The 16,256-nt window shown below is 71.8% G+C and carries 17 protein-coding genes; 12 read left to right on the forward strand and 5 right to left on the reverse strand.

The features are described 5' to 3' along the window. Positions 1-179 (forward strand): zinc ribbon domain-containing protein (locus HUX53_RS21930; protein ID WP_176405097.1); only part of this gene is annotated, 179 nt, incomplete at its 5' end. A 73-nt stretch (positions 180-252) separates the two neighbouring features. After that, positions 253-429 (forward strand): hypothetical protein, encoded by a 177-nt coding sequence (locus tag HUX53_RS21935; RefSeq protein WP_176405098.1) that lies wholly within the window; start codon positions 253-255, stop codon positions 427-429. A gap of 147 nt (positions 430-576) precedes the next feature. On the opposite strand, the gene HUX53_RS21940 is transcribed toward HUX53_RS21935, so the two are convergent. Next, a complete protein-coding gene (locus HUX53_RS21940) occupies positions 577-1,668 on the reverse strand; it encodes an ATP-dependent DNA ligase (RefSeq protein ID WP_176405099.1) in 1,092 nt (363 codons plus the stop codon). A gap of 62 nt (positions 1,669-1,730) precedes the next feature. On the opposite strand from HUX53_RS21940, the gene HUX53_RS21945 reads away from it, so the two are divergent. After that, positions 1,731-2,429, forward strand: a complete 699-nt coding sequence (locus HUX53_RS21945) for a dihydrofolate reductase family protein (protein ID WP_176405100.1) — start codon at positions 1,731-1,733, stop codon at positions 2,427-2,429. Here HUX53_RS21945 and HUX53_RS21950 read toward each other — a convergent pair. After that, a complete protein-coding gene (locus HUX53_RS21950) occupies positions 2,411-3,130 on the reverse strand; it encodes a pyrimidine reductase family protein (RefSeq protein WP_176405101.1) in 720 nt (239 codons plus the stop codon). The genes HUX53_RS21945 and HUX53_RS21950 overlap by 19 nt on opposite strands. A 147-nt stretch (positions 3,131-3,277) precedes the next feature. On the opposite strand from HUX53_RS21950, the gene HUX53_RS21955 reads away from it, so the two are divergent. Continuing rightward, entirely contained in the window at positions 3,278-3,679 is a 402-nt protein-coding gene (locus HUX53_RS21955; protein WP_176405102.1) for a hypothetical protein, read from the forward strand. Here the strand turns inward: HUX53_RS21955 and glgX are convergent. The 3 genes from glgX to HUX53_RS21970 all read right to left on the reverse strand — a co-directional run bounded on the left by glgX (position 3,676) and on the right by HUX53_RS21970 (position 7,000). Beyond that, a complete protein-coding gene (gene glgX / locus HUX53_RS21960; protein WP_176405103.1) occupies positions 3,676-5,769 on the reverse strand; it encodes a glycogen debranching protein GlgX in 2,094 nt (697 codons plus the stop codon). The two genes, HUX53_RS21955 and glgX, sit on opposite strands and share 4 nt — an antisense overlap. Positions 5,770-5,854: 85 nt before the next feature. Beyond that, on the reverse strand, positions 5,855-6,427 hold the full coding sequence (locus HUX53_RS21965) for a GNAT family N-acetyltransferase (protein WP_176405104.1): 573 nt from the start codon (positions 6,425-6,427) through the stop codon (positions 5,855-5,857). Between the two features lie 24 nt (positions 6,428-6,451). Next, entirely contained in the window at positions 6,452-7,000 is a 549-nt protein-coding gene (locus HUX53_RS21970) for a DUF4262 domain-containing protein (RefSeq protein ID WP_176405105.1), read from the reverse strand. A gap of 253 nt (positions 7,001-7,253) precedes the next feature. On the opposite strand from HUX53_RS21970, the gene HUX53_RS21975 reads away from it, so the two are divergent. The 8 genes from HUX53_RS21975 to HUX53_RS22010 all read left to right on the forward strand — a co-directional run bounded on the left by HUX53_RS21975 (position 7,254) and on the right by HUX53_RS22010 (position 16,256). Then, entirely contained in the window at positions 7,254-8,042 is a 789-nt protein-coding gene (locus HUX53_RS21975; protein ID WP_176405106.1) for an SAM-dependent methyltransferase, read from the forward strand. A 155-nt stretch (positions 8,043-8,197) separates the two neighbouring features. Beyond that, positions 8,198-8,998, forward strand: a complete 801-nt coding sequence (locus HUX53_RS21980) for an SAM-dependent methyltransferase (RefSeq protein ID WP_309237363.1) — start codon at positions 8,198-8,200, stop codon at positions 8,996-8,998. Then, on the forward strand, positions 8,995-10,011 hold the full coding sequence (locus tag HUX53_RS21985) for a sugar ABC transporter substrate-binding protein (protein ID WP_217919744.1): 1,017 nt from the start codon (positions 8,995-8,997) through the stop codon (positions 10,009-10,011). Before HUX53_RS21980 ends, HUX53_RS21985 begins: the two co-directional genes overlap by 4 nt. 10 nt (positions 10,012-10,021) lie before the next feature. After that, positions 10,022-11,497 (forward strand): sugar ABC transporter ATP-binding protein, encoded by a 1,476-nt coding sequence (locus HUX53_RS21990; RefSeq protein ID WP_176405107.1) that lies wholly within the window; start codon positions 10,022-10,024, stop codon positions 11,495-11,497. Beyond that, complete coding sequence (locus tag HUX53_RS21995; protein WP_176405108.1) at positions 11,494-12,444, forward strand: ABC transporter permease; 951 nt, start codon at positions 11,494-11,496, stop codon at positions 12,442-12,444. Before HUX53_RS21990 ends, HUX53_RS21995 begins: the two co-directional genes overlap by 4 nt. Positions 12,445-12,512: 68 nt before the next feature. Next, the gene (locus HUX53_RS22000) at positions 12,513-13,307 is read left to right on the forward strand and encodes a DeoR/GlpR family DNA-binding transcription regulator (RefSeq protein WP_176405109.1); all 795 of its coding nucleotides are present in this window, start codon (positions 12,513-12,515) and stop codon (positions 13,305-13,307) included. A 171-nt stretch (positions 13,308-13,478) separates the two neighbouring features. Then, positions 13,479-14,567: an ABC transporter substrate-binding protein gene (locus HUX53_RS22005; protein WP_176405110.1), complete on the forward strand. Its 1,089-nt coding sequence runs from the start codon at positions 13,479-13,481 to the stop codon at positions 14,565-14,567. Between the two features lie 105 nt (positions 14,568-14,672). After that, on the forward strand, positions 14,673-16,256 hold the full coding sequence (locus HUX53_RS22010; protein WP_176405111.1) for a sugar ABC transporter ATP-binding protein: 1,584 nt from the start codon (positions 14,673-14,675) through the stop codon (positions 16,254-16,256).

Consider the following 16,256-nt stretch of genomic DNA (forward strand, 5'->3'; position numbering starts at 1 on the left):
CCTCGCAGGGGTGCTCGGCGTGCGGCCACATCAACAAGAAGAACCGGCCCGACCAGGCCACCTTCAAGTGCACGTCGTGCGGCTTCGCTGAGCACGCCGACGTCAACGCAGCCCGCAACATCGCCGCCCGCGGCGCAGCGGGCTGGGCAGTGAGTCACGCTGCCGACGACGCAGCCTGACACCCACCCACCAGGTGAGACAGCCAGAGCCGCAAGCTCGACCTGCCACGTCAGGGCCGAGAAGCTGACGACGGTGCCGACCGTCCGGACGCCGGGCGCCGAGATCTCTACCAAGGCGACGTTCGTCATCGAGGACCGTGTTCCCGGCGTCAACCAGACATACCTGCGCCCCTACGCGCAGGCGAAGATGTCGGCGCAGACGGAGCGGGAGCTGATCCAGCAGACCATCGACAACGAGACCCAGCCCTGACCTGACACGCGCGGACGGAGCACGGCGCGCCGATGAAGCCCGGTGCCGGACATGCCCCGGCACCGGGTCGGCGCCAGATCGTCTACGGCAGTACCCGCCGAACCCCGGACGCGCGCCGCAGCAGGGGCACGGGAAGGCGCGGCAGCCTCAGCGGTCGGCGCGCGCCTTTGTGGCCGAGCCGGTGAAAATGTCGTCCAGGTCATAGGCCACGGGCACCTCAAGTTGCTCGTAGGTGCAGGACTCCGGGGTCCGGTCGGGGCGCCAGTTGCGGAAGCGGGCGGTGTGCCGGAAGCGGGCGCCCTCCATCGCCTCGTACGCCACCTCCACGACCAGGTCGGGACGGAGCGGAACCCAGCTGAGGTCCTTCTTGCCCGTCCAGCGGGAGACGGCCCCGGGCATCCGGTCGACGGTCGCCTCGGTCTGGTTCGCCCACTCTGACCATGGATGCTCCGAGAGGTCCTCCAGCCGGTACGGCTGCAGCTCCTCGACCAGTTCGGCGCGGCGCTCCATCGTGAACGAGGCCGCGACCCCGACGTGCTGGAGCTTGCCCTCGGAGTTGTAGAGCCCGAGCAGCAGCGACCCCACGATGGGGCCGGACTTGTGCCAGCGGAAGCCCGCCACCACGCAGTCGCAGGTCCGCTCGTGCTTGACCTTGAACAGGACGCGCTTGTCGGGCTCGTACACGGTGTCGCGCGGCTTGGCGATGACGCCGTCCAGCCCGGCTCCCTCGAATTCGTCGAACCAGCGCAGCGCCAGCTCGTAGGAGTCGGACGCCGGCGTGACGTGCACGGGCGCCTTCACCCCGGCCAGCGTGTCGACGAGCCGCTGCCGCCGTTCGCCGAGCGGCACCTCCAGCAGCGACTCGTCGCCGAGCGCCAGCAGGTCGAACGCGATGAACGACGCGGGCGTCTCCTCCGACAGCAGCTTGATCCGGGACGCGGCCGGGTGGATGCGCTGCTGGAGGCCGTCGAAGTCGAGGCGCGTCCCCTTCGGCAGCACGATCTCGCCGTCGACCACGCACCGCTCGGGCAGTTCGCGCTTCACCGCCTCGACCACCTCGGGGAAGTAGCGGGTGAGCGGCTTCTTGCCGCGGCTGGACAGCTCCACCTCGTCGCCGTCGCGGAACACGATGCAGCGGAAGCCGTCCCACTTCGGCTCGTACAGCAGGTCGCCCTTGGGCATGGTCTTGACCGCCTTGGCCAGCATCGGCGGCAGCGGCGGGCTGATCGGCAGGTCCATCCCGCCATCTTGCTCCCCGGCACCGACAGAACGCCATCCCGGGGTCCGATAACGTGCAGGTCATGCGCCGTCTGCTGCCCGAGCCCGCCGCCGGCGTCGACCCCTACGAGACCTACGGCGACCTGCCCGGGCTGCGGCTCAACATGGTCATGAGCGTGGACGGTTCCGTCACCGACGCCGAAGGCTGGACGGACGGTCTCGGCGGCGACGCCGACTTCCGCGTCTTCCGGGCCCTGCGCGCATTGACCGACGCGATCCTCGTAGGTGCCGGGACAGTCCGCACAGGGCGCCTTGGTCCCGCCCGCCTAAGCCACACTCTGCGCGCGCGCCGCCAACGACCGCCCGCACCCACCATCGTGGTGAGCCGCTCACTCGACCTCGATTGGACGCTCCCGCTGTTCACCGAGGCCGAAACACCCACCATCGTGGTGACGTCCCAGAGCAACCGGAAGAAGGCACCAAGCCACATCGAGGTCGTCGCAGAAGGCGAAGACGACGTCGACCTCCCCGCCGCTATCAAGACCCTCCGCGAAGACCTCGGCTACGAGCATCTCCTTTGCGAAGGAGGCCCCACCCTGGCGACAGCGCTGATCCGCGCGTCCCTAGTGGACGAGCTATGCCTCAGCATCGCCCCGACGCTGCTCGGAGGCCCCCGCCACACCCGCCTCCTAGACGGCCTGGACGCCGAGGTACCGCTCGAACCGACGTCCCTCTACACCGACGAGGGCGTGCTGTTCGTCCGCTACCTGTTGCGGGTGTAGCGGAGGAAGAGGAACTCCTCGTCCTGGAACGCGTGGGCGAGCTTCATCTCCGGCGGAACGGGCACCGGTGGCCCGTTCACGATCCGCATCGCGTGCCCGCCGAGCAGCGTCGGGCTCAGCGTGAGGCACAACTCGTCCAGCAGGCCGGCGGCGACCACCTGGGCGAGGACGCCCGGACCGCCTTCGCACAGGAGGCGCTTGTGGCCGCGGGCGGCCAGCTCCTGGACGGCGACGGAGAAGTCGAGCGAGTCCTTCCCGGCGATGATGACGTCGGCGTGCTCCCGTGCGGCCTTGAGCCGTACCGGGTCGGCGGTCGCGGTGGCCAGCACGATCGTCGGGACCTGCGCCGCGGTGAAGATCGGCGCGTCGAAGTCCAGGTCGAGGGTGCGGGACACGATCGCGATCGGCGGCACGGGCGTCCGCCCGTCCCGCACGCCGTCCCAGCCGTCGCTGGGCTTGACCGGCCCGTAGCCCTCGGCCCGCACGGTGCCCGCGCCGACGATGACCACGTCGGCGAGCCCGCGCAGCAGCAGGAACAGGTGCCGGTCGGCGGCGTTGCCGAGGCCGCCGCTGCGCTCGTCGCGCTGCGCCGCGCCGTCCAGGCTGGCGACCATGTTCGCCCGCATCCAGGTGGTCCCGGCCGGATACGCGTACCGCTCGACGAGGTCGACCTCGCCGGGCTCCGCAGAGAGAGTCCGCATAGATCTCTCAAGCTACTGCACGTTTCGTTCGACCGGTCGGATAACAGACTGTGCATCAATCTGTACGAATCCGTCATGGCGGGAGCGTCCGGCGGCGACACTTGCCCTCGGGGGACGGGGAGCACAAGTGCACAGAAGGGAGCGGGGGTGGAGTACGCGGCATTGGGCGCGTGGGTCCTCGCCGCCGTCGCGGGCGGCTACCTGCTGGTCATCTGGATCGTGAACGGGGGACGTTCGACGAAGGTGACGCGGTTTCCGATCCTGGTCGTGGTGGGGCATCCGCTGGCGGCCGCCGGCGGCCTCGCCGTCTGGGTCGCCTACCTGGTCACCGGGAACGCCGGCTACGCGTGGGCGGCGTTCGCGGCCCTGCTGGTGGTCGTGCTGCAGGGCTTCATGCTGTTCACCCGCTGGCTCGTCGGCGGCGGCGGCCGCCACGCCCGCGGCGCGGAACAGGCGTTCCCGGCCGCCGCGGTCGCCGTCCACGGCGCGGTGGCGGTCACCACGGTCGTCCTGGTCTTCCTCACCGCCATCCAGGTGACCCGCGCCTAGGGGAGCCGCCGCAGGACGAGGAGGGCCCGGTCGGTCAGGGGGACGGTGTCGCGGGCCTTGAGACGGGGCCGGTCGCCGAACGAGTCGGGGTCGGCGGTGTCGAGGGTGTACTCCCAGCGTTCGCCGTACTCGGCGCCGGGGAGGGTGAACTCGACCGGTTCGGAACCGGCGTTGATGAGCAGGAGGAAGGAGTCGTCGCGGACGCGGCGGCCGCGCGGGTCGGGTTCGGTGATGGCGTCGCCGTTGAGGAACACGCCGAGGGACTTGGCGAACCCGACGTTCCAGTCCTGGTCGGTCATGCTGTCGCCGGCCGGGGTGAGCCAGGCGATGTCGGCGGCGGCGCCGGTACCGCGTCCGGTGAAGAAGCGGCGGCGGCGGAACACCGGGTGGTCGTGACGGAGGCGCGACAGGATCCGGACGAACTCCATGTCGTCGGAGTCCTCCCAGCGGACCCACGCGATCTCGTTGTCCTGGCAGTAGGCGTTGTTGTTGCCCTTCTGCGTGCGTCCCATCTCGTCGCCGTGGGACAGCATCGGCACGCCCTGGGACAGGAAGAGGGTCGCCAGGAAGTTGCGGCGCTGCCGGGCGCGCAGGTCGAGGATCGCGGGGTCGCGGGTGGGGCCTTCGACGCCGCAGTTCCAGGAGCGGTTGTCGTCGGTGCCGTCCCGGTTGTTCTCGCCGTTGGCCTCGTTGTGCTTGTGGTCGTAGGAGACGAGGTCGGTGAGCGTGAACCCGTCGTGGCAGGTGACGAAGTTGATGGACGCGAACGGCCGCCGCGCGCTGTGCTCGTACAGGTCCGAGGAGCCGGTGAGGCGGGACGCGAACTCCGGCATGGTCGCGTAGGAGCCGCGCCAGAAGTCGCGGACGGTGTCGCGGTACTTGCCGTTCCACTCCGTCCACAGCGGCGGGAAGTTGCCGACCTGGTAGCCGCCCTCGCCGACGTCCCACGGCTCGGCGATGAGCTTCACCTGGGAGACGACCGGGTCCTGCTGGACGAGGTCGAAGAACGCGGCGAGCCGGTCGACGTCGTGCAGTTCGCGGGCCAGCGCGGACGCGAGGTCGAAGCGGAACCCGTCGACGTGCATCTCCAGGATCCAGTAGCGCAGCGAGTCCATGATGAGCTGCAGCGCGTGCGGGTTGCGGACGTTCAGCGAGTTCCCGCAGCCGGTGTAGTCGAGGTGGTAGCGCTTGTCGTCGTCGCGCAGCCGGTAGTACGAGCAGTTGTCGATGCCCCGGAACGACAGCGTCGGGCCCAGGTGGTCGCCCTCGGCGGTGTGGTTGTAGACGACGTCCAGGATGACCTCGATGCCCGCCTCGTGCAGGGCGCGGACCATCGCCTTGAACTCCAGCACCTGCTCCCCGTACTGCCCGGACGAGCTGTAGGAGTTGTGCGGCGCGAAGAACCCGATCGTGTTGTAGCCCCAGTAGTTGTCGAGCCCGCGTGCCACCAGCGCGTGCTCGGGGATCGACTGGTGCACCGGCATCAGCTCGACGGCCGTCACGCCGAGGTCGAGCAGATGGTCGATCATCACCGGGTGCGCGAGGCCCGCGTACGTGCCGCGCTGCTCCTCCGGGATGCCGGGGTGCAGCTTCGTCAGGCCCTTCACGTGCGCCTCGTAGATGACGCTCTCGTGGTACGGGACGCGCGGCGGCCGGTCGTCGGCCCAGTCGAAGAACGGATTGATGACGACGTTCTTCGGCATGTAGGCGGCGCTGTCGTCCTCGTTCAGCGCGTCGGGGTCGTCGAACCGGTAGGAGAACAGCGACTCGTGCCAGCGGACGTCGCCCTCCACGGCCTTGCCGTACGGGTCGAGCAGCAGCTTGGACGGGTTGCAGCGGTGCCCGTCGCGCGGGCTGAACGGCCCGTGCACCCGGTACCCGTAGCGTTGGCCGGGGCCGACGCCGGGCAGGTAGCCGTGCCAGACGAACCCGTCGACCTCCGGCAGGTCCCGCCGGGTCTCGGTCCCGTCGGCGTCGAACAGGCACAGCTCGACCCGCCTGGCCACCTCGGAGAACAGCGCGAAGTTCGTGCCCGTGCCGTCCCAGGTGGCGCCCAGCGGATAGGGATCCCCGGGCCACACCTCCCGCATGCTCTCCCCTCCCGGCCGATTCCCCTGCCCGTAGATTGTCGCCTACCGCCGGGCCTGGTGCGCGCCACGGCCCGCCACAGGAGTGTCACGGCGGCGGCGGGCGCCAGACGATCTCGTCGTCGCTGGTCTCGCCGGTGGGGCGCAGGCCGGTCTTGGCGGCGACGGCGGCGGACGCGCGGTTGTCCGGGTGGATCGTCGCGACGACGGTCCCGATCCCGTGCGCGCGGAGCCAGTCCAGCAGGGCGCGGGCGGCCTCGGTGGCGAAGCCGAACCCCTGGTAAGGCATGCCGATGACCCAGGCGACGGAGGCGGTGTGCCGCGGCGGCCCCGGCGTGACCGTCGACCCGGCGGACGCGGGGCCCACGGTGAAGCCGGGGGCCGCGGGCGTGACCGTCGCCTGCACGTAGCCGACGGCCTGTCCGTCCCGGACGCGGCGGACGATCCAGTTCAGCCAGCCCTCCTGGTGGAACGGCGCCGGGCCCGCGACCAGGTGCGCGTACCGGGCGCGCAGCTCGTCCAGGGTGAGGGGCTCGCCGCCGATGTGGCGGTGCAGGCGCGGGTCGTCCAGGACGGGCGCCATCTCGTCCGCGTGGTGGACCGCCAGCGGCTCCAGGACGAGGCGCTGGGTACGGATGGTCTCCGCGAGCGGCCCGTACACCCGATGATCGTATGCCTTGGAAGTTCAGAGGCGCCGCGTCCAGACGCCGATGGGGTGCTGCTTCGGGTTGAGCCACAGCCAGGGCTGGGCGTGCCGGAACGACAGGTCGGTGCCCGGCTGCCAGGGGAACAGGCCGTGCCGGTTGGGCCAGACGACCTGGAGGACCGGCAGCGGCGGACGCCGGTAGAACGCGACGGCGCCGGGGAGCAGCCCGTCGTACCAGAGCGGGTCGACGTCCCGGAACGCGGCCTGCTGCCCCCGGACGACGCCGTCGCGGCGTTCGCCGTCGGCCGGGGCGTTCCCCTCGGCGGCCTGCTTGCCGAGCGCGTTGAGGACCTCCTCGGTCTCGTACACGTCGCCGCCGAACATCGCCAGCTCGGGCACCCGGTGGCTGTGCCACAGGCCGATCGTGTACGCCCACCCGGGCCCGTCGGTGTCCGGCTGCACGAGGACGACGCTCCACCCGTACTGGGTGATGTGCACGATGGTGCGCAGCTGGAAGTTGTCCAGGCGGTCGCGGTCGCCGTAGTCACTGCAGATCACGCAGGTGCACGAGGGGCGGTCGCCGGACATGACCCTCAGTTTACGATCTATCGACCCTCGGTCGGCGGGCGCGTCCCCCCGAGCGGACGGTCACCGGAACACGCCGCCGTCGCGCGGCCCGGCCGCGTCCCCGGCGCCGCGCCGCGACCCGCCCGGCCGCCGGATGGACATTTCGTCGCTGTTCGCCGGTCATCGCCAAAACGGCAGGAGAATGGCCTATTTTATGCGGAACGACGTCCATATCGCGCGGGGCAGCCCGCGGCCGTGACCGGAAGGGGCCCCCATGGCCGAGACCGTCGACCCCGCAACCGTCGAGTCCGAGGTTCCGCACGCGGCGCGGATCTGGAATTACTGGATGGGCGGCAAGGACAACTACGCGGCCGACCGCGCCGCCGGCGACGCCGTGGCCGAGGTGTACCCGCAGATCGTCACGATGGCGCGGCTGTCCAGGCAGTTCCTCATTCGCGCGGTGAGCTTCCTGGCGGGCGAATGCGGCATCCGGCAGTTCATCGACATCGGGACCGGGCTGCCCACGATGCAGAACACCCACGAGGTCGCGCAGGGCATCGCGCCCGAGTCGCGGATCGTGTACGTCGACAACGACCCGCTCGTCCTGGTGCACGCCCGCGCCCTGCTGGGCAGCACCACCGGCGAGGGGTCCACGACCTACGTCCACGCCGACTACCACGAGCCCGACCGGATCCTCGCCGGCGCCCGCGAGACGCTCGACTTCGACCAGCCGATCGCGGTCATGTTCATGGGCGTGCTCGGCTACGAGCCCGACCTCGCCGTGCTCCGCGCGATCGTCGGACGGGTGATGGACGCGACGCCGTCCGGCAGCCACCTGGTGCTGTGGGACGGCACCGACACCGGCTCGGAGGTCGTCGACGGCGCGGAGAAGCTCGTCGAGAGCGGCGGCGTCCCCTACGTCCTGCGCGGCCCCGACCAGCTCGCCCGCGCCTTCGAGGGCCTGGAGATGGTCGAGCCGGGTCTGGTGCCGATCAGCGAATGGCGTCCCGACATGACCCCGGTCCCGATCGACGCCTACGGCGCGGTGGCGCGCAAGGGCTGACCGTAATTCGAATAAGTGTCAGGCAGAAAAACGGAATATTCGTGCTGAATCCGACATAGTCCGCTTGCCCGTGATCATCAAAGCATTACGCTATGTCCCGCGTGCCGTCAACGCGCACGTGACCGTCGACGTCGACTCGGGGCAAAGGGACATTGGTGACCGAACAGGATTTCACGCCGTACGAACCCGACGTGGACACCCCGAACGCGGCGCGGATGTACGACTACTACCTGGGCGGCAAGGACAACTACCCGGCCGACCGGGAAGCGGCCCAGAAGATGATGGCGCTCGGGCCGAGCCGCGACATCTGCATCGCCAACCGGCGCTTCCTCGGACGCGCCGTCCGGCTCGCCGCGCAGCAGGGCATCGGGCAGTTCCTCGACCTGGGCACCGGCCTGCCGACGCAGGACAACGTGCACGAGGTCGCCAAGCGGGTGCGGCCCGACGCGCGCGTCGCCTACGTCGACTTCGACCCGGTGGTGCTGACCCACGCCCGCGCGCTGCGGACCATGGACGACACGACGGCCGTGGTCCAGGAGGACGTCCGGAACCCGGACCGGATCCTGGGGCACCCCGACGTGGTCCGGCTGATCGACTTCTCGCGGCCGGTCGCCGTGCTGTTCGTCGCCATCCTGCACTGCCTGACCGACGACGAGGACCCGTGGAGCGTGGCCCGAGCCTTCGCCGAGCGCATGGCCCCGGGCAGCCTCCTGATCGTCACGCACCTGACCGACGACGCCCATCCCGAGGTGGGCGTGGCCGCACGCGAGGTGTACGACGACGCGAACGCGCCCCTCATCCACCGCGGCCACGCGGCGATCTCCCGGTTCTTCGACGGCTTCGAGCTGCTCGACCCGGGCGTGACGGTGGTGAACGAGTGGCGGCCCGACGACGCCGAGGACCGGGACCGTCCCGGCGGCGAGTGGTTCTACGTGGGAGTAGGTCGGAAACCATGACGACGCTTGCCCGCAGGAGACACTGGGCGACCCTCGCGGCGGGGCTCGTCCTGCTCGCCGGATGCGCCGACCCGGACGACGGCGGATCGTCCGACGGCGGCTCCAAGGCCGACGCCAAGAGCATCGCGTTCTTCGGCTTCGCCAAGGCCAACTCGTTCTCCGTGGCGACCTTCGAGGGCGTGCAGGAGCAGGCCGCCAAGGAGGGCGCGAAGGCGGAGTTCCTCGACTCCAACTTCGACGCGCAGGCCCAGGTCCGCCAGCTCCAGGACGCCATCACCTCCAAGCGGTACGGGGTGTTCGTCCTCCAGGCCAACGACGGGACCGCCGTCGTTCCCGCCGTGCGCGAGGCCGTCCGCAACGGCATCGCGGTCGTGGTCGAGTTCACCCCCGTCGGGACCCGCTACGACACCGCCGACCCGCAGGTCCCCGGGACGGTGTCGCTGGTGGACGTGCCCACCCGCAACGGCGAGCGGCTCGGCAAGCTCGGCGCCGGCGCCTGCGAGAAGGTCAAGGACGACCCGTGCGAGGTCGCCTACTTCGAGGGCCTGAAGACGCTGCCGCTCGACAACGCGCGCACCGGCGCGGTCGTGAAGACGCTGAAGGCCGCGTCCGGGGTGAAGGTCGTCGCGCAGATCGAGGGCGGCTACACCAAGGACTCGGGCCGGAAGGCCATGCAGGACCTGCTGCAGGCCCATCCCGGTGTGGACGTGGTCATCGGGTCGTCGCAGGCCCTGTTCGGCGCCGAGAAGGTCGCGAAGGGCAAGGACATCAAGTACGTCGGCAACGGCGCCTCCCGGCAGGCGGTCGCCGCCGTCCGCGAGGGCCGCTGGTACGGCATCCCGTACCTGCCCGTGAAGACCGCGGGTGCCAAGGCGGCCGAACTGGGGCTGGCCAAGGCGCGCGGCGAGAACGTCCCCGCGTCGACCGACCTGTCGTCGCTCGTCCCGAACGAGGGTCTGCTCACCAAGGACCGGGTCGCCTCCTCTGGGATCACCGGCGAATACGACGAATAGCGGCGGCGCCATGGACGTCGCGCTCGAACGGATCCGCAAAAGCTACGGCGGGACGACCGTCCTGCACGAGGTGTCCCTCACGCTGCGCGGGGGACGGGTGCACGGGCTCGTGGGAGAGAACGGCGCCGGGAAGAGCACGCTGGCCCGCATCCTGTGCGGCGCCGTCCCGGCCGAGTCCGGGCGGATCATCGTGGACGGCGTCCCGGCCGTGCTCCGCTCTCCGCGCGACGCACTCCGGCACGGGATCGCGCTCGTCACCCAGGAGGGCGCGATCGTGCCCGCGCTCAGCGTCGCCGACAACGTGTTCCTCGGCGTCCGGCGGCGGGGGCTGCGCGACCGGGCGGGTGACCGGCGCCGCTTCGCCGACCTCGCGCGGCGCGCCGGCATCGCGCTCGATCCAGCCGCCCGCGCGGGCGACCTGCCGCTCGTGCACCGCCAGCAGGTGGAGATCCTGCGCGCGCTGGCGCGGGACGCGCGGCTGATCGCGCTGGACGAGCCGACCGCGCTGCTGCCCGCGCTCGCCGCCGCCCGGCTGCTCCGCCTCTGCCGCGACCTGGCCGAACGCGACGGCCTCGCGATCGTGCTCATCTCGCACCGGCTGGAGGAGGTGCTGGACGCGTGCGACACCGTCACCGTCCTGCGCGACGGCCGGCACGTCAGCACCGCGCCCGCCGCCGAGCTGACGCCGCGCGACCTGCTGCGCGCCATGGTCGGACGTCCCGTCGACGTGCTGTACCCGGAACCTGTGCCCGTCCCGGACGACGCCCCGGTGGTGCTCGCCGTGCGCGGGCTGGCGCGGGGGAGCGCGGTGCGCGGCGTCGGCCTGGAGGTGCGGGCGGGCGAGATCGTCGGCCTGGCCGGGCTCGTCGGCAGCGGCCGGACCGAGACGCTGCGGCTGGTCTTCGGCGCCGACCGGCCCGACGCCGGCGAGGTGACGATCATGGGGCGGCGGGCCGGCGGCCGGTCCCCGTCCCGGGCGATGGCGCTCGGCGCGGCGCTGGTCCCCGAGTCGCGCGCCGAGCAGGGCCTCGTCCTCGTCCGGTCCACCGCCGAGAACCTGGCGCTGGCCAGCCTGCCCGCCCGCCGCCGGTTCGGGTTCGTGCGGCGGGGCGCCGAGCGCCGGGCGGTGGACGAGGCGGCCGGCACCCTCGGTATCCGCGGCGCGGGCCTCGGCCGTCCCGCCTGGACGCTGTCCGGCGGCAACCAGCAGCGGTCGGTGTTCGGCAAGTGGCTCGTCCGCTCGCCCCGCGTCCTGCTGGTGGACGAGCCGACGCGCGGGGTCGACGTGGCCGCCAAGGTCCACATCCACCGGCTGATCGCGGACCTGGCCGCCCGCGGCGTCGCGGTGCTCATGGCGTCCTCGGAGGTCGAGGAGGTGCTCGGCCTCGCCCACCGGGTCCTGGTGATGCGGGACGGTCGCGTCGCGGGCGAGTTCCCGCGCGGAGCGAGTGCCGCGGACGTCCTCGCGTCGGCGGGCCTGCGGTGAGGACGGCCGCGCTCCGCGACCGGGGCATCGTGGTGGCGCTCGCCGGGCTCGTCGTCGCCCTGTCGCTGTCGACCAGCACGTTCCTCACCACCGGCAATCTGGTCAACGTCCTCGACCAGGCCGTCGTGGTCGGGCTGCTCGCCTGCGGGATGACGCTGTGCATCGTCTGCGGGGTGTTCGACCTGACGGTCAGCGCCGTCCTGGCCGTCAGCGCGGTCGTCGCCGTCCTGGTCACCAAATCCGCCGGGGTGCCCGCCGGGTACGCGGCGGGCATCGCGACCGGCGCGCTGATGGGCACCGTCACCGGCCTCACCGTCGCGCTGTCGCGGGTGCACTCCTTCATCGCGACGCTGGCGCTCAGCATCGTCTACCGGGGCCTCGCGGTCGTCATCACCGGCGGCGCCATCGTCTACCCGCAGGTCTCCGGGCTCGACGCGTTCCAGCGGCTCAGCCTGCCGACCGTGCTCGGCGGCATCACCGCGCCGACGCTGGTCCTCGCCGCGGTGGCCGCCGGGTGCTGGCTGCTGCTCGCGGGGACGACGTTCGGCCGCGCCGTGTACGCGGTCGGCGGCAACGCCGAGGCGGCCCGGCTGTCGGGCATCAGGACCGGCCCGGTCCGCGTCGCGGTGTTCGCGGTCAGCGGCGCCTGCGCCGGGACGGCCGGGCTGGTCATGGCCACCCGCGCCGGCTCCGCGCAGGCGAGCCTCGGCACCCTGCTGGAGCTGACCGCGATCGCCGCGGTCGTGATCGGCGGCACCAGCATCCTCGGCGGGGAGGGCGCGGTGTGGCGGTCCCTGGTCGGCGCGCTGATCCTCACCCTCGTCTCCAACGGCTTCAACCTGCTCGGCTGGAACGCGACCTACAAGCAGGTGATCGAGGGCCTGCTGATCCTGGCCGCGGTCACCTTCGACCAGTTCACCCGGGACTCGGCGACGCGCGGCCGGTGACCGGCCGCCGGATCTGGCATCATCGACGTGCCTGCCGTCGTTGTCGGATCGTTCCGGAAAGGGTCTCCATGGCGCGTCGTCCGGGGTTCGCGGCCGAGCGGCGGCAGCGGCTGCTGGAGATGGTCCGCGCGAACGGCGCGGTCTCCATGCGCGAGCTGGCGGCCACGCTGGAGGCGTCCGAGGCGACCGTGCGCCGCGACATCCGGGCGCTGGAGGCCGAGGGCCTGCTCGACCGCCGGCACGGCGGCGCGGTGGCGCCGGGCGGGCTGTCCCGGGAACCCACCTACCAGCAGAAGGCCCAGGTCGCCGCGGCGGAGAAGACGGCGATCGCGCGGCTCGCCGCGGAGCTCGTCGAAGAGGGCGACGCGATCGTGGTCGGCGCGGGCACGACCACCCGGGAGCTCGCCCGCGAGCTGATCGGCTTCGACTCGCTGACCGTGGTCACGAACTCGCTGCTCGTCGCCCAGGTGCTCGCCGAGTCGCGCGGCGTCGAGGTCGTGATGACGGGCGGTTCACTGCGCGGGGCCATCCACGCCCTGCTCGGCGGTGCCGCCGAGCAGACCCTCGCGAGCCTGCGGGTCCGCCGGGCGTTCATCTCCGGCAACGGGCTGACGGCCGAGCGCGGCCTGTCCACGCCGAACATGCTGGTCGCGGGCGTCGACCGGGCGCTGGCGCACGCCGCCCAGGAGGTGGTCGCGCTGGTCGACCACACGAAGGTGGGCGTCGACACCATGTTCCAGACCGTTCCCGCCGACGAGATCGCGTTCCTGGTGACCGACGCCAGGGCGCCGAAGTCGGAGCTTGAGGAGATCGAGAACGCGGGGGTCGACGTCTGGGTCGCCGCCGTGCCCGGCGACGCCTAGCCCCTCGCAAGATCGCTCAATATCTGTCACGGCCGTCCTGGCCTGGTGCCCGGCTGCCCGGATGATCCCGCAGGCTGGACGGATGGTGTCGTTATCTGAGCGATATTGACAGGATCTGATCGAAGGTGGCTCAATGGCGGCACCACCCCGGTTCGCGAAAGGACCTCGATCATGGTCAAGCCCCCCAGACCCGGTGCGTCCCTGAAGTCCGTCATCGCGGTGTGCTCGATCGTCGCGCTCGCCGCGTCGGGGTGCGCCAAGTCCGAGGACGACAAGGGGTCCGCCGCCGGCCAGAACGCGCAGGGGCAGCAGCAGGTCGTCCAGTCGTCCGCCGCCGCCGGGCCGACCTGCACGCTCGACAAGTTCGGGGGCGAGAAGTTCGACCTCGCGAGCGCCGTGGTCGGGTTCTCCCAGTCGGAGAAGGAGGCCAACCCCTTCCGGATCGCCGAGACCGGGTCCATCAAGGCGGAGGCGAAGAAGCTCGGGATCTCCAAGCTGCGCGCCACCAACGCCCAGTCGCAGTTCGGCAAGCAGATCAGCGACGTCCAGCAGCTCATCGCGCAGGGCGCGAAGGCGCTGGTCATCGCCCCGCTCAACTCCGACGGCTGGGAGCCGGTGCTGCAGCAGGCCGCGGCCAAGAAGATCCCGATCATCACCGTGGACCGGCAGATCAACGCGACGGCGTGCAAGGACTACGTGACCTTCATCGGCTCGGACTTCGTCGAGCAGGGCAAGCGCGCCGCCGACCAGATGATCAAGGCGCTGGACGGCAAGGGCAAGGTGGCGATCCTGCTCGGCGCCGCCGGCAACAACGTGACCACCGAGCGCACCAAGGGCTTCAAGGACCAGATCCAGGCCAAGGCGCCCGGCATCCAGATCACCTTCGAGCAGACCGCCGAGTTCGCGCGGGAGAAGGGCCAGCAGGTCACCGAGCAGCTCGTGCAGAGCCACCCCGACATCGACGCCGTCTACGCCGAGAACGACGAGATGGCCCTGGGCGCGGTCACCGCGCTCAAGGGCGCCGGCAAGAAGCCCGGCGATATCAAGATCGTCTCGGTGGACGGCACCAAGGCCGCCGTGCAGGGCATCGTGGACGGCTGGGTCTACGCGGTCGTGGAGTCCAACCCGCGGTTCGGGCCGCTGGCCTTCCAGACGCTGCAGAAGTTCCTGAACGGCGAGCCCATCCCGCAGAAGGTCGTCATCCAGGACCGCGAGTACGACTCGTCCAACGCCAAGGAGGCCCTGTCGTACGCCTACTGACCGCCGACTGATCCGTTCCGCCTCCAGACCGGGCGGCGGGCGCGCATAACCCACCAACCCCGGGGCCCGCCCGCCGCCCACCGGAGATCCCGCCGGGAGCAGCCCGTGTCACCGTCCACGTCCACCGAGCCGGAGCCGCCGCTCATCGAGGCCGCCGGCGTCGCGAAGCGCTTCCCCGGAGTGCTGGCCCTCGACGACGTCTCCTTCGGCCTGCGCGCCGGGGAGGCGCACGCGCTGGTGGGGGAGAACGGCGCCGGCAAGTCCACGCTGCTGAAGGTGCTGACCGGCGTGCACCGCCCGGACGCCGGGGACCTGCGGCTGCGCGGCGAGCCCGTCGCGTTCGGCGGCCCGCTCGACGCCCAGCGCGCCGGCATCCAGGCCATCCACCAGGAGATCGGCCTCGTCCCGCTGATGAGCGTGGCCCGCAACCTGCTGCTCGGCCGGGAGCCCCGGGGCCGGCTCGGCCTCATCGACGCCCGCGCGCTGCACCGCCGCGCCGAGGAGCTCCTCGAACCGTACGGCGTCCGGGTGGACGTCCGGCGGCCGCTGCGCTCCTACGGCGTCGGGACGCAGCAGATGGTCGCGCTCGCCAGGGCCGTGTCGGTGGACGCCCGCGTCGTCGTCATGGACGAGCCGACCAGCTCCCTCGAACCGCGCGAGGTCGAGACCCTCTTCGGCGTCATCCGCGACCTGCAGGCCAAGGGCATCGCGGTCGTCTACGTCAGCCACCGGCTGGACGAGCTGTTCCGCGTCTGCGACCGCGTCACCGTCCTGCGCGACGGCCGGATGGTGCACACCGGCCGGCTCGCCGACCTCGACCGGCTCCGGCTCGTCTCCCTCATGCTCGGCCGGGACGCGGCCGAGGTCCGCGCCGAGGGGCTCACCAAGTTCTCCGGCGGCCACGAGCGGACCGGCGACGTCCCCGTCCTGGAGGCGCGCGGGCTGACCCGCCGCCACGAGCTGCACGGGGTGTCGGTCACCGTGCGTCCCGGCGAGGTCGTGGGCCTCGGCGGGCTGCTCGGGTCGGGGCGCAGCGAGACGGCCAAGGCCATCGCCGGCGCGCTGCCGCTGGACGAGGGCACCGTCGTCGTCGCGGGCACGCCGCTGCGGCGGCCCACCACCGCGAGCGCCACCAAGGCGGGCGTCGCGATGCTGCCCGAGGACCGCAAGGCCGAGGGGATCGTCCCGACGCTGTCGATCCGCGAGAACATCGCACTCGCCGCGCTGCCCGCGCTGTCGCGGGCCGGCATCGTGTCCGACGCCCGCATCGACCGGATCACCGACACGTTCGTGAAGCGGCTGCGGATCAAGGCGTCCTCGGTGCACCAGCGGGTCGGCGAGCTGTCCGGCGGCAACCAGCAGAAGGTGCTGCTGGCGCGGTGGCTGGCCACCGAGCCGAAGGTCCTGCTGCTGGACGAGCCGACGCGCGGCATCGACGTCGGAGCCAAGGCCGAGGTGCAGACCCTCATCGACGAGCTGGCCCGCGAAGGTCTCGGCGTCCTGCTGATCTCCTCCGACCTGGAGGAGCTCGTGGAGGGCGCCGACCGGGTCGTCGTCCTGCGCGACGGCGCGGTCGCCCGGGAGCTGACCGGCGACGAGGTGAGCGAGCAGGGCGTCATGGCCGCCATCGCCGCCGAGCCGGACGCGCCCGCCGAGCCCGCGCCGGCCACCGGAAAGGACGGCGACTGA

Source organism: Actinomadura sp. BRA 177, from assembly GCF_013372625.1.
GTDB lineage: Bacteria > Actinomycetota > Actinomycetes > Streptosporangiales > Streptosporangiaceae > Spirillospora.

Bases quoted from the DNA above. Each gene is read 5' to 3' on its own strand.
- HUX53_RS21940 (WP_176405099.1), bottom strand. From the start codon at position 1,668: ATGGACCTGCCGATCAGCCCGCCGCTGCCGCCGATGCTGGCCAAGGCG.
- HUX53_RS21945 (WP_176405100.1), top strand. From the start codon at position 1,731: ATGCGCCGTCTGCTGCCCGAGCCCGCCGCCGGCGTCGACCCCTACGAG.
- HUX53_RS21950 (WP_176405101.1), bottom strand. From the start codon at position 3,130: ATGCGGACTCTCTCTGCGGAGCCCGGCGAGGTCGACCTCGTCGAGCGG.
- glgX (WP_176405103.1), bottom strand. From the start codon at position 5,769: ATGCGGGAGGTGTGGCCCGGGGATCCCTATCCGCTGGGCGCCACCTGG.
- HUX53_RS21970 (WP_176405105.1), bottom strand. From the start codon at position 7,000: ATGTCCGGCGACCGCCCCTCGTGCACCTGCGTGATCTGCAGTGACTAC.
- HUX53_RS21975 (WP_176405106.1), top strand. From the start codon at position 7,254: ATGGCCGAGACCGTCGACCCCGCAACCGTCGAGTCCGAGGTTCCGCAC.
- HUX53_RS21985 (WP_217919744.1), top strand. From the start codon at position 8,995: ATGACGACGCTTGCCCGCAGGAGACACTGGGCGACCCTCGCGGCGGGG.
- HUX53_RS21990 (WP_176405107.1), top strand. From the start codon at position 10,022: ATGGACGTCGCGCTCGAACGGATCCGCAAAAGCTACGGCGGGACGACC.
- HUX53_RS22000 (WP_176405109.1), top strand. From the start codon at position 12,513: ATGGCGCGTCGTCCGGGGTTCGCGGCCGAGCGGCGGCAGCGGCTGCTG.
- HUX53_RS22005 (WP_176405110.1), top strand. From the start codon at position 13,479: ATGGTCAAGCCCCCCAGACCCGGTGCGTCCCTGAAGTCCGTCATCGCG.